Below are 12,363 nucleotides of genomic sequence, written 5' to 3'. Positions count from 1 at the left end.
TCGTTTAGTCTGGAACGGTGCGTAGCGGGGACGTCATCGCGGGTAGGTACCGGCTCGAGGACGTTGCGGGCGCGGGCGGTATGGGGGAGGTGTGGCGGGCGACTGACGTGGAGCTTCGCCGGGTGGTCGCGGTGAAGCAGGCGAGTACCGGGGACCGCGAGGGTATCCGCAGGGAGGCGCGGATCGGGGCTGGACTGCTTCACCCGAACGTGGTCACCGTATTCGACGTGGTCGTCGAGGACGGTGTGCGGTGGCTGGTGATGGAGTACCTGCCGGCACGCAGTCTCGCCGAGGTCGTGCGGGCCGGCGGTCCGCTGCCGCCACGCCGGGCGGCACACGTCGGCAGGCAGATCGCCACGGCGTTGTCGGCCATGCACGCCAGAGGCATGGTGCACCGGGACGTCACCTTGGGCAACGTGCTCCTCGCCGAGGACGGGACGGCGAAGCTCGCCGATCTCGGCGTCGCGGTGTGGGCCGAGGTCACCGTGACCGGAAGCGAGCGGAACGCCGGGACTCCCGGCTACCTGGCACCGGAGGTGCTGGACGGGCACCCCGCGTCGGCCGCGTCGGACATGTTCTCGCTCGGCATGACCCTGTCGGTCGCCGCGGAAGGCATGGTGGACGAACCGCTGGCCACCGTCCTGTCCGCACTGGTCGACCCGAGCCCGGCCCGGCGCCCCTCCGCTGACGAGACCGTGCGGCTCCTCGCCTCGGTCGCCCCCGGCGAGCGCGTCCAGGCCACGCCAGGCGAGGTGGTGCCGCGCCAGATTCCGGCGCCGACCCGGGATTTCGTCGGCCGTGCCGCGGAGCTGAAGACGTTGCTGAGGTTTCTCGACGAGTCCACTGTGGACGATGGATCGGTGTTGATCTCGACCGTCGCCGGTGGCGGCGGCATCGGCAAGACCGCGCTGGCCGTGCACTGGGCCTTCCAGGTAGCCGACCGCTTTCCCGACGGCCAGCTGTACCTGAACCTGCGCGGGTTCGACCCCTCCGGATCGCCGATGCCGCCGGCCGAGGCCATCCGCAACCTGCTGGACGCCTTCGAGGTGCCCGCGGCACGGATCCCGGCCAACCTCGACTCGCAGGCCGGGCTGTACCGAAGCCTGATCGCCGGCCGGCGGATGCTCCTGCTACTGGACAACGCACGGGACTCCGACCAGGTCCGTCCGCTGCTCCCCGGCACCTCCGGTTGTCTCGTCCTGGTGACCAGCCGCAACCGGCTCACCGGCCTCATCACCGGACACGGCGCCCGCCACGTGCCCATCGACGTCCTGCCGGAGTCCCAGGCCCGCGCCCTGCTGTCCGCGCGGCTCGGTGCCGACCGGATCGCCGCCGAACCCGCCGCTACCGACGAGATCCTGGCCTACTGCGGAGGGATTCCGCTTGCATTGAGCATCGTCGCCGGCCGCGTACAGACCAACCCCCACAGCTCGCTCGCTTCTGTGGCCGAGGATCTCCGCGAAGCCCGGTTGAGTGCGTTGGAGGACGACGATCCAGCGGTCAGCCTGCCGACAGTGCTCTCCTGGTCCTATGCCGCCCTCACCTCGGAACAGACCCGGGTGCTCGGCCTGCTCGCCATCGCTCCCGGCCCGGACATCAGTCTCCGGGCCGCTGCCAACCTCGCGGGATTGCCGAGGACACAAACCAGGGTGGTGCTACGCGGGTTGACGCAGGTTTCCTTGATCGACCAGGAAGCCTCCAGTCGGTACCGGATGCACGACCTGGTCCGCCATTACGCCACGGAACAAGTCGGCAGCAACCAGACTCAGGAAGACCAGGAGGCCGCGACGCGCCGGCTTGTCGCCTTCTTCCTGCACACCGCCTATGTCGGCAACCAACTCCTGCCGCCGCCTCGCCAACCGATCGAACTCAGCCTCCCAGCACCGGAGGAGCCCCAACCACTGCCCGACGAGGCGGCAGCCGAGGCGTGGTTCGTGGCCGAACACTCTTGTTTGCTGGCAACGCAACAGCTGACCGCCACGCTGGAGTGGCACCACGTCGTGTGGCAGCTGGCCTGGGCACTGGTAAACTTCCACGACCGGCGCGAACACCGCCACGACGACCTCGTCGTCTGGCAGGCCGGGCTGGCCGCCGCCAATGATCTCGACGACCCAGGCATCCGGGCCCGTGCCTATCTCCGTCTCGGCCGCGCGTTGCACCGAGTGGATCGCAACGCGGAAGCGTTCGAGCATCTTCAAGTCGCCCTCGCCTTGGCCGAGCACACCGACGATCTCCGCGGTCAGGCCGACGCTCACCGCCACATCGGAAGCATCCGGTCGCGGCACGGGGAACACGAGCGAGCACTAGAACACTTCATGCACGCTGTGTCCCTGTACCGGCGCCTGGGCACACCGGTGTGGGAGGCCTCTGGACTCAACTCGATGGGCTGGTGCCACGCACAGCTCGGTGACTACGACAAAGCTCGAGGGCATTGCGAGGCCGCGCTCTCCATACTCTCCCGTCACCGCGATCCCGAGGCTGAAGCGGGCACCTTGGACAGCCTCGGCTACATCGCCCACCACACCGGTGATCACGCCCAAGCCACGGACTACTACCAGCGGGCTGCCGATCGTCTTCAAGGCATCGGTAACACCTACAACAAGGCCGACGTCCTCGAAGGGCTCGGTCATTCGCTCGTGGCGCTCGGTCGCCACGAGGAGGCCCGGGATTCCTGGCAACAGGCCGTGGAGCTGTTCCGGAACCATCACCGCACCGCTGACGCCGATCGCGTCCAGCGGCTGATCGACGAGCTGTAGCTCCAGGAGCCGGGTCGCGACGGGGTGCGGCGAACGTGCTACCCGGCACAGCTCGGTCATCGCCCGCACAGCGAAACGATCCTGTGGGCGTCTGTGGTGAGCTCACACCGCCTTGAGGTGGAGCAGCCACGCCTGTTCCGGCATCAGCACCGGCGGCCGCACACCCACGTCGGTCAGCGCGCGTCCCGAGAGGACCCGCGTGGCACCGGACGGCGGCGGGACCTGCTGCGACCGTGGCGCCCCGCCGGGGGTCACCGGCGTGACCGCGTACCGGCGAGAAGGGGCCAGGCCGGGGAGCCGGACCGGCGCGGGCACGGTGCGCTCCGCCGAGGTCAGCTGTACGTACGAGAACACCGCTTCGTCCGGCCCCACCACGCCGGTCAGCGTCGCCGACGGGTCCGGCAGGTCGCCGCGCACGAGCGTGCCGGTGTGCAGCAGCCCGCGCACCGACTTGTAGAACGCCACCGCCTCGGCGAGTGCCTCCTGGTCGGCGGGCGACGCGGACGCGATGTCCCACTCGATGCCGAAGTGCCCGAACAACGCCGTCGCGACCCGGAACGACAGGTCCTGCGTGCGGCCGGTCGTGTGCGAGTGCGGCGGGCCGACGTGCGCGCCGATCAGCTCCAGCGGCAGCAAAAGCGCGGTCCACCGCTGGATCGTCTGCCGTTCGAGGGCGTCGTTGCAGTCGCTGGCCCACACGCGGTCGGTGCGCGCGAGGATCTCCAGGTCGGTGCGGCCGCCGCCGGACGAGCAGCTCTCGATCTCGACGGCCCGGTGCCGCGACCGCAGCTCGTCCAGCAACCGGTACACCGCAAGCGTTTGCTCGTGCACCCTGGCGCCGATGATGTCGCGGTTGTGGTCCCATTTCACGAACGCCACGTCGTTGTCGCGCAGCAGTGCGTCCAGGCGCGACAGGATGTACGCGTACGCGTCCGGGTGGGCGAGGTCCAGCACCTGCTGGTTGCGCGAGGTCGGCGGGAACGTGCCGTCGCCCGGCGCCAGCACCCAGTCCGGGTGTGCGCGGAACAGATCCGAGTCCGGGTTGACCATCTCCGGTTCGACCCAGATGCCGAACTTCATGCCCAGCCCGGTGACGTGGTCGATCAACGGTGACAGCCCGTCGGGCCACACGCCCTCGTCGACATACCAGTCACCGAGGCCCGCGGTGTCGTCCCTGCGGTGGCGGAACCAGCCGTCGTCCAGCACGAACCGTTCGACGCCGACCCGCGCGGCCACGTCCGCGAGCCCCTTCAGGCGGTCGAGGTCGTGGTCGAAGTACACGGCCTCCCACGTGTTCAGGACGACCGGCCGCGGCCGCACCGGGTGGGACGGGCGCGCACGCATCCACTGGTGGAACGCCGAGGTGATCCCGTCGATCCCGGCACCGGAGTACGCGGCGTAGACCCACGGCGAGGAGTACGTCTCCCCCGGCGCGAGGACCACCTCGCCGCTGGTCAGCAGCTCGCCGCCACCCAGCACGCCACGGCCCTCGTGGACCCGCTCCGCGTAGGTGACGTGGTTGCCGCTCCACGCGACGTGCACGGCCCACACCTCGCCGGTGCGGAACCCGAACCCGCTGGTACCGGCCAGGATCGCGGGCGTCGCGTCGTGCCCGGTGCGGCCGCGGCGGCTCTCCCGCACCCACGAGCCGAGGTCGAAGTGCCTGCGCTGCGGGTGCTTCTCGCGGATCCACCGGCCGTGGAAGTCCATCAGCTCGCTCGCCTGCGCGGGCACCGGCAGCGCCGTCTCGACGCCGTCCACGGTGTACGCGCGGAAACCGTCGTTCCTGACCTCGTGCCGGACCCGCAGCACACCCGACGGCGCCAGCTCCACGGTGGACCGGACACTGAGCCCGCCGCCTTCGGTGTCGAACACGGCCTCCGAGGCCGACCGGGCCACCGACGACCGCGTGAGCGACGGCAGCCAGTCGCCGGCCGACCGGTGCCCCCGCAGGCCCGGCCTGCCCGGGTAGCCGTGGCGGGCCGACGGCAGCAGCCCGACCGGGATGGGCACGTCCGGCGCGTTGTTCGGGATCGGCGAGATCGCGTCGTCCGCCAGCAGGACCAGGTCGTCCTCGGACAGGTCGCCGAGCGGCGCTCCCCAGTGGACGATCGACGGCAGGTCGCGCGCGTCGATGACCACGCTGACCGTGTCGGCACGCAGGTGGACGATCATCCCTTGGTGGCTCCCAGGGTCAGGCCGGCACGCAGGTGCCGCTGCAGCAGGAAGAAGATCACGAGCGTCGGGATCGCGACGATCACCGAGCCCGCGGACAGCAGGTTGTAGTCGGTGAAGAACTGGCCCCGCAGGTTCTGCAGCGACGACGTCACCGGGAACTTGTCACCGGTCCGCATGAACGCGACCGCCCAGAAGAAGTCGTTGTACACCCACGTGATCTGCAGGGTCGCGAGCGCGGCGAGCGCCGGGCGGCACAGCGGCAGCACGACCTGCCAGAACTGGCGGAACACGCCAGCGCCGTCGACCAGCGCGGCCTCCGTCATCTCCTTCGGGATGGTCTTCATGTAGTTGCTCAGCACGAACGTGCAGAACCCGGTCTGGAACGCGATGTTCACCGCGATGACCGCGTAGTACGTGTCGTACAGCGAACCGGAGTCGCTGAACCAGAACGGCACCTCGATGTTGAGGAACATCCGGAACAGCGGCACCAGCAACGCCTGCTGCGGCAACAGGTTCGCGGCCGTGAACAACGCGAGCAGCGCCAGGTTGAACTTGAAGGTGTAGCGCGCCAGCACGTACGCGGCCGACGACGCCAGCAGCAGCGTGATGACCACCGACGGGACCGTGATGACCATCGAGTTGTAGAAGGTCTGCCCGAAGTTGCCGCGCGTCCACGCGTCCACGTAGTTGTCGAGCGTGAAGCCGCCGAACGAGAAGTACCCGTGGGTCGACGTGAAGTCGTAGTCCCGCAAGGAGTTGTAGAACGCCCACGCCACGGGGAAGACCCACCCGACCGCCATGACGGTCAGGAACACCGTCAGCACGACCCGCGCGGGCCGGCGACGCTGGGGCCGCCGCACCGGCGTCCGCACGGGTGTCTCCTGAACCGCCGCCGTCATCGCTGCTCCCGCATGACCTGGATCAGGTAGATCACGATGAACACCGTCGAGATCGCGATCATGATGGTGGCGAGCGCGGACCCGAAGCCCACGCGGCTCGCCTCACCGATCACGTTCTGCGTGACCAGTGTGGAGATCAGCTCGAGCCCGTTCCTGCCCTTGTTGATCACCCAGACGATGTCGAACGCACGCAGCGACTCGATCACCGTGATCACCAGGACCACGATGTTGACCGGGCGCATCACCGGCCAGATGACCTGGAAGAACGTGCGCACCTCGGTCGCGCCGTCGACGGCGGCGGCCTCCCGCAGCGCCGGGTCGACGGCCTTCAGGCCCGCCAGGTACAGCAGCATGATGTAGCCGGTGTGGCGCCACCCGGCCGCGACGAGCACGGCCCACAGGTTGATGTCCGGGTCGCCGAACCAGTCGGTCTGGCCGCCGAACACGGCGTTGAGCAGGCCCTGGTCGCGCGAGTAGATCAGCTGCCAGACGAAGCCGATCAGCGCGAGCGACAGCACGACCGGCAGGAAGAAGATGCTCTGGTAGATCCGGGAGCCGCGGATCTCGCGGTCGAGCAGCACCGCGAGGAAGATGCCCAGCAGGGTGGGCCCGAAGAAGAACACCACCAGCCAGATGAGGTTGTGCTCCATGGCCGGGCCGAACGGCGGGTAGTTCGACGTGACGTCGACGTAGTTCTGTCCGCCGATGAAGTTCATGTCGCTGATGTTCCCGATGCCGTTCCAGTCGGTGAACGACAGGACGACGGTCGAGATGGCGGGCACCCACACGAGCCCGGTGACGATCAGTGCGGGGACCACGACCATCAGCACGACCGTCAGCTTGTCCATCGTGGACAAGGTGCGTGCGTGCTTCGGCCGGGGCGCACGGGTTTTCCGCTCCGTGCGCCCCGGCCGGGTCATCAGGTCAGCCACCGAAGATCGACTTCTTCTGGTCCTCGATGCTCTTCGTCAGCCCGTCCACGTCGTTGGGGTTGCGGATGAACTCCTGCAGCGACGGGATCATCACCGTGGAGGCGAAGTCGGGCCGGGTGTCGCGGTCGAGGAACTGCGAGATCGACTTGGCGCCGCTGACGAGCTGCTCACCCTTCTGCTGCAGGGCGTTGTAGCCGGTCTTGTCCGCGTCGTCGTGCGCGCCGATGTTGTTCGGGTCGGACTTGAGGTACGCGTCCTCCGCCTTGGCGGTGCCGAGGTAGGAGAGCAGCTCCTTCGCGCCGTCCTCGTTGCGCGGGCGGGCCGCCATCATGAAGCCGTCGATCGGCGCCTCGACCACGTCGGCACCGATGGCCGGGTCGATCTCGGGGAACGTGAAGAAGTCGAGGTCGTCGCGGTCCGGGCCCTCGGGGAACTGCTGACCGGCGAACATGCCGATCGTGTACATCCCGGACTCCTTGTTCAGCAGCGACTGCGCCGCCTCCTGCCAGGTGCGGCCGAGCGCGTCGGGCTGGTGGAAGGGCAGGATCTCGCGCCACGCGTCGAAGACCGCCTTGACCTCGTTCGAGTTCCACGGCTTCTCGCCCGCCATCAACTCCTTGTGGAAGTCGTAGCCGTTGATGCGCAGGTTCAGGTAGTCGAACGTGCCCATCGCGGGCCAGCCGTCGGAGTCGCCGAACGCGATCGGGTTGAGCCCGTCGGTCTTCATCTTCGTGGAGAGCGCGACGAGGTCGTCCATCGTCGTGGGCGGGGTGTAGCCCTTCTCCTGCCACAGGCTCTTCCGGTAGAAGATCGCCCACGGGTAGTAGTACAGCGGCACGAAGTACTGCTTGCCGTCCGCGCCGGTGGACTGCTGCTTCATCGCGTCGGAGAACCCGCCGCCGATGTCGGACCACACGTCACTGATGTCGCCGATCAGCCCCTGCTCGGCGAAGAACTGCATGCGGTAGCCGGCGAACCAGCCGAACACGTCGTCCGGGCCGCCCTGCAGGTAGTTGTTGATGTTCTCCTGGAACGAGTTGTGGTCGATCGTGTTGACCTTGACGCCACCACCCGAGAAACCCTTCACCATGTCGGCGATGGCCTTCTTGGGCACCTCGTCCGACCAGTTCGAGCCGAGCGTGACCTCGCCGCCGCCACCCCCGCCATCACCGCCGCCGCACGCGGAGAGACCTGCGAGCGCCCCCGCGCCGAGCATCCCCTTCAACAGCGTGCGCCGTCCGACGTTGATGGCGGAAACGCCGCCTGCGCCGAACGTACGAGGGCTCATCATTGTGCGCCTCCTCAGGGAGCGGCCAGAAAAACCAACACTTGTGAACGCGACCTCTCAGAATCGAAACCTTTGCGGGCGGCCCACGCGCGTGTCAAGGGGGCATACCGAAACCGGTGGTATTTTTGTGACCTACCCCGTTCACGTGCCGGACACCTAGCTTCACGCTCCGTAGACGTCCGATCTCTGCGCGCCCTTGCCGCGCGGTACGTGCGACGATATGGTCTGGACCATTATCGGACCGCTGCCACCTGGGGCCAGGTGGTGAGCTTCGGTCCCGGTGTTCACCGCACACCGGGACCGGCCGGTGCGGTGGAGGACGGGGTCACCGCCTTCGTCCTCCACCGCGTCCGGCCGAAGTCCGTGATTCGCCCACTTCCTGCATGTGCGCACATATGTCAACATGGAGAACGCACGGGGTCATCGCACACAGTCGCAAACAGTCACCAAACATCGGATCAACAGGCGCGCGCGTCGCATCGGCACGAGGATCATCCCAGGAAACGACCGGTACGGCCCACGGATCGGGGTGTTCGATGCCAGTGCTCCGCGTGGGGACGCTACCGTCTGGGCCTGTGCGAATGAGTCGGTTTATGATTGGATCGACGATCGACTCGGGGGTGCCCTACCGGTTGGGAGAGGCAATGCTGGCAGCGGAGAGGCAAGCCCGGATCGTCGAGGAGATCCACAGGCGGGGCGCGGTTCGGGTCATCGAGTTCGCGCAGATGCTCGGCGTCTCCGACATGACGATCCGCCGCGATCTTGACGCGCTCGCACAACAGGGGTTGCTGGACAAGGTGCACGGCGGTGCGACCCGCGCAAGGTCCGCCAGCACCGAGGAACCGGGCTTCGAGGCCAAGTCGCTGCGGCAGCAGCCGGAGAAGGAGGCGATCGCCAACGCGGCGGTCGAGCTGGTCTCCCCCGGTACCGCGGTCGGGCTGTCGGCGGGCACCACGACGTGGGCGCTCGCGCACGCGCTGCGCGCGGTCGACGGGCTCACGATCGTCACGAACTCGATGCGGATCGCGGACGTGCTGCACGCCCCGCCGCGCACGGACCAGAACGTGGTCGTGGTCGGCGGTGTCCGCACCCCGTCGGACGCGCTGGTCGGCCCGATCGCCGTGTCCGCGCTCGCACAGCTGCACCTGGACATCGTGTTCCTCGGCGTGCACGGCATGGCCGAGACGGCCGGGTTCACCACACCGAACCTCCTCGAGGCCGACACCGACCGCGCGCTCGTCGCGGCGGGCAGGAGACTCGTGGTGCTCGCCGACCACACGAAGTGGGGCACCGTCGGGCTGTCCACGATCGCCCGGCTGTCCGACGCCCACGTCGTGATCACCGACGACGGCCTGCCGGGCGACGGCAGGGAGGCGCTCGCCGAGCACGTCGACGACCTGCGCATCGTCAAGGTCGAGGCGGTACGGTGAAGCGCATCACGGCACAGCTCGCCGACGGCCGCGAGATCATCTACTTCGACCACGACAACGCTCCCGCGCGCGAGCTCCACGACCCGCGCAGGCTCGACCCGGTGTCGACCGCCTCGCAGATGCGGCACGACCCGGTGCTCGACGAGTGGGTGATCCTGGCCGCGCACCGGCAGAGCCGGACCTACCACCCGCCGACGACCGACTGTCCACTGTGTCCGTCCACAGCGGAACGGCACACGGAGATCCCGTCACCGGACTACGACGTGGTGGTGTTCGAGAACCGCTTCCCGTCGCTGTCGATGAACGCGATCGGCGACGCAGGGCCGGACCTGCCGCCACTGGTCTCACAACGCCCCGGCGTCGGCCGCTGTGAGGTCGTGTGCTTCACGAGCGACCACGACGCCGCGTTCGCCACGCTGAAGCCGGAACACGCGCGGCTCGTGGTGGACACGTGGGCGGACCGGACGGCCGCGCTGGCCGCGCTGCCTGGCGTGGAGCAGGTGTTCCCGTTCGAGAACCGGGGCGAGGCCATCGGTGTCACGCTCGCCCACCCGCACGGGCAGATCTACGCGTATCCCTTCGTGACGCCGAAGAGCCGCCAGATGCTGGGCAACGCGGCGGCGTACGACGCCCGCACCGGCCGCAACCTGTTCACCGACGTCCTCGCGGGAGAACGCGACTCGGGCACCCGCGTGGTCGCGACGTCGTCCCATTGGACCGCGTTCGTCCCGGCCGCCGCCCGCTGGCCGGTGGAGGTCCACGTGTACCCCCACCGCCGGGTCCCTGACATCCCGTCCCTGACCGACGCCGAACGCGACGACTTCGCCGTGCTGTACCTGGATGTACTGCGCCGCCTGGACGGGCTCTACGCCCAGCCACTGCCGTACGTGGCGGCCTGGCACCAGGCCCCGGTGTCGGACCCGCTGCGCGAGCACGCGTACCTGCACCTGCAGGTGTCGTCGATCCAGCGCGCCGCCGACAAGCTGAAGTACCTGGCCGGTTCGGAGACCGGCATGGGCGCGTTCATCACGGACGTCCTGCCGGAGGACGTGGCGGACCGCCTGCGCGCGGTGGTCGTCTAGGAAGTCGGCGCCGGCACGATCCGCTCCGCGAGCGTCGCCAGCCCTCGCGGGAAGGCGAGCCGGCAGGCGGCGGGCTCTTCCGCGACGGTCCCGGCCACCGGGCCCGTCGCGTGCGTCCACGCGACGGGCCCTGCGCGGTCAGCCGGTGATCGTCGAGGACAGGATGCGGTCGGCGCCGGGGGGCCGGCCGCCGTTCGCGTCGGCGTTCGACGTCGTCAGCCAGATCTCGTTCGCACCGGGGACCGGGACCACCGCGCGGAAGCGGCCGTACGTGCCCTGGAAGTGCGAGGTGATCTCGCCTGCTTCCGTGCCGTTCAGTTCGATGCGCCACAGGCGTTGTCCGCGCAGTGCGCCCATGAACGCCGTGTCGCCGACGATCGCCAGGCCACTCGGGGAGGCCTCCGCGGTCGTCCACGTCGCCTTCGGGTTCGTGTACTCGGGGTCGTCGCAGACGCCCTCGCACACCGGCCAGCCGTAGTTGCCGCCCGGTTCGATCAGGTTCAGCTCGTCGTACGTGTTCTGGCCGAGCTCCGCCGACCACAGGCGGCCCTCGGCGTCCCACGCGAGACCCTGCGGGTTGCGGTGGCCGAGGCTGTACACGAGCGTGCCGAACGGGTTGCCCGGCGCCGGTTCGCCGTCGGTCGTGAAGCGCAGGATCTTGCCGTTCAGGGACGACGGGTCCTGCGACAGCTCGGTGTGCTGGGCGTCGCCCGCGGTCGCGTACAGGTAGCCGTCCGGGCCGAACGCCAGGCGGCCGCCGTTGTGGTAGCGGTTCTTCTGGATGCCGCGCACGACCGGGGTGTAGTCCGACAGCGCGGTGCCGTCGAAGGTCATGCGCGCGACGCGGTTGCCGTCGGACGACGTGTGCATGAAGTACACGGACTGGTCGGTCTCCCAACCGGGTGAGACGGCGACGCCCATCAGGCCACCTTCACCGCCGGTACCCTCACTTTCCGGCACCGTGCCGACGTCGGTCTTCTCGCCCGATCTCGTCACCAGGTACACGCGGAAGTCATTGCGCTGGGTCACCAGCGCGGACTGGCCGTCGGGCAGCCACGACACCGCCCACGGGACGGTCAGCCCCTCGGTCACGACGACTGGTTCGTCTGGTACGCCCACGGATCCCCCCGCCTGGGCAACTCCACCGGTGACGACACCGGCCGCAAGGGCGGTCGTCACGGCGAGTACGCGGAAACGCATGACACTCCTCTCGCAACGTTGCGAAACGGTCACTCTCCGCTAACAGTATCGACGGACAACCAAAAGATGAAGGTCTAGACCAAAATCATCTTGTGCCGTGACCACATTCTTTCTGGTGGTGTTCTGAAAGGCGCTTTCAGGGCGTTCAGTGCCCGAAAGCGCCTTTCAGGGCATCGCCCACGTGTGCTGTTACGCGTTCAGCGCCTCGATGGCCGCGACCACCTCCGGCATCTCGGACCCGAGCCGGCCCGCCCACGCCGCGTTCTCCAGCGGGTAGTGGTTCATCAGGATCAGCGTCTCCTCGGTGTTCGCGAGCTCGCGGTAGGCCTCGTCGACCGCGGCGAGGATCTTCGTGACCAGTGCACCCTTGGCTTCCAGGCTGGTCAGCTCGGGTGCCTCGAGGAAGCACACCGGCTTGATCGGCTCGGCGCCGGTCCGGCCGTCCACCGAGACGTTGTCCGGTGAGTACTCGCGCAGCCAGACCCGTACGTCGGGAATGGGGTACGCCTCGTCGATCGCGTCGGTGATCGCACGCATCATCTTCTGCTTGGCCTGCGGCTGGACACCTTCCGGCGCCTCGATGAAGAACTGGGGCATC

9 protein-coding genes are annotated in these 12,363 nt (G+C 68.6%); 3 read left to right on the top strand and 6 right to left on the bottom strand.

The window, feature by feature from the left end:
• The first annotated feature begins 17 nt into the window (after positions 1–17).
• Positions 18–2,756: a protein kinase domain-containing protein gene (locus FHR82_RS19340; RefSeq protein ID WP_184811860.1), complete on the top strand. Its 2,739-nt coding sequence runs from the start codon at positions 18–20 to the stop codon at positions 2,754–2,756.
• A 102-nt stretch (positions 2,757–2,858) separates the two neighbouring features.
• Here the strand turns inward: FHR82_RS19340 and FHR82_RS19335 are convergent, their stop codons facing one another.
• The 4 genes from FHR82_RS19335 to FHR82_RS19320 all read right to left on the bottom strand — a co-directional run bounded on the left by FHR82_RS19335 (position 2,859) and on the right by FHR82_RS19320 (position 8,056).
• Positions 2,859–4,931 (bottom strand): alpha-galactosidase, encoded by a 2,073-nt coding sequence (locus tag FHR82_RS19335; RefSeq protein WP_184811859.1) that lies wholly within the window; start codon positions 4,929–4,931, stop codon positions 2,859–2,861.
• A complete protein-coding gene (locus FHR82_RS19330) occupies positions 4,928–5,833 on the bottom strand; it encodes a carbohydrate ABC transporter permease (protein ID WP_184811858.1) in 906 nt (301 codons plus the stop codon). The genes FHR82_RS19335 and FHR82_RS19330 overlap by 4 nt, the downstream gene beginning before the upstream one ends.
• Positions 5,830–6,681, bottom strand: a complete 852-nt coding sequence (locus FHR82_RS19325) for a carbohydrate ABC transporter permease (RefSeq protein ID WP_225944081.1) — start codon at positions 6,679–6,681, stop codon at positions 5,830–5,832. Before FHR82_RS19325 ends, FHR82_RS19330 begins: the two co-directional genes overlap by 4 nt.
• A gap of 76 nt (positions 6,682–6,757) precedes the next feature.
• On the bottom strand, positions 6,758–8,056 hold the full coding sequence (locus FHR82_RS19320) for an ABC transporter substrate-binding protein (RefSeq protein WP_184811857.1): 1,299 nt from the start codon (positions 8,054–8,056) through the stop codon (positions 6,758–6,760).
• 641 nt (positions 8,057–8,697) lie between these two features.
• Here FHR82_RS19320 and FHR82_RS19315 point away from each other — a divergent pair.
• Together FHR82_RS19315 and galT are read left to right on the top strand one after the other, a co-directional pair.
• A complete protein-coding gene (locus tag FHR82_RS19315) occupies positions 8,698–9,483 on the top strand; it encodes a DeoR/GlpR family DNA-binding transcription regulator (RefSeq protein ID WP_184811856.1) in 786 nt (261 codons plus the stop codon).
• A complete protein-coding gene (galT, locus tag FHR82_RS19310) occupies positions 9,480–10,565 on the top strand; it encodes a galactose-1-phosphate uridylyltransferase (protein ID WP_184811855.1) in 1,086 nt (361 codons plus the stop codon). Before FHR82_RS19315 ends, galT begins: the two co-directional genes overlap by 4 nt.
• Before the next feature lie 138 nt (positions 10,566–10,703).
• On the opposite strand, the gene FHR82_RS19305 is transcribed toward galT, so the two are convergent.
• Together FHR82_RS19305 and FHR82_RS19300 are read right to left on the bottom strand one after the other, a co-directional pair.
• On the bottom strand, positions 10,704–11,657 hold the full coding sequence (locus FHR82_RS19305) for a PQQ-dependent sugar dehydrogenase (protein WP_221464003.1): 954 nt from the start codon (positions 11,655–11,657) through the stop codon (positions 10,704–10,706).
• Between the two features lie 297 nt (positions 11,658–11,954).
• Positions 11,955–12,362 carry a tautomerase family protein gene (locus FHR82_RS19300; protein ID WP_184811853.1) on the bottom strand — a complete coding sequence of 136 codons (408 nt, stop codon included), beginning with the start codon at positions 12,360–12,362 and terminating at the stop codon, positions 11,955–11,957.
• Position 12,363: the final 1 nt, after the last annotated feature.

The sequence above is a fragment of the Actinophytocola algeriensis genome (assembly GCF_014203735.1).
In the GTDB taxonomy this organism is placed as follows: Bacteria; Actinomycetota; Actinomycetes; order Mycobacteriales; family Pseudonocardiaceae; genus Actinophytocola; species Actinophytocola algeriensis.
The sequence above is the reverse complement of the archived record's forward strand: the minus strand, read 5'-3'. Positions and strand labels throughout refer to the sequence as shown.

Excerpts from the sequence above, each read along its gene's own strand:
- FHR82_RS19335 (WP_184811859.1), bottom strand. The coding sequence starts at position 4,931 with ATGATCGTCCACCTGCGTGCCGACACGGTCAGCGTGGTCATCGACGCG.
- FHR82_RS19330 (WP_184811858.1), bottom strand. The coding sequence starts at position 5,833 with ATGACGGCGGCGGTTCAGGAGACACCCGTGCGGACGCCGGTGCGGCGG.
- FHR82_RS19325 (WP_225944081.1), bottom strand. The coding sequence starts at position 6,681 with ATGGACAAGCTGACGGTCGTGCTGATGGTCGTGGTCCCCGCACTGATC.
- FHR82_RS19320 (WP_184811857.1), bottom strand. The coding sequence starts at position 8,056 with ATGATGAGCCCTCGTACGTTCGGCGCAGGCGGCGTTTCCGCCATCAAC.
- FHR82_RS19315 (WP_184811856.1), top strand. The coding sequence starts at position 8,698 with ATGCTGGCAGCGGAGAGGCAAGCCCGGATCGTCGAGGAGATCCACAGG.
- FHR82_RS19300 (WP_184811853.1), bottom strand. The coding sequence starts at position 12,362 with ATGCCCCAGTTCTTCATCGAGGCGCCGGAAGGTGTCCAGCCGCAGGCC.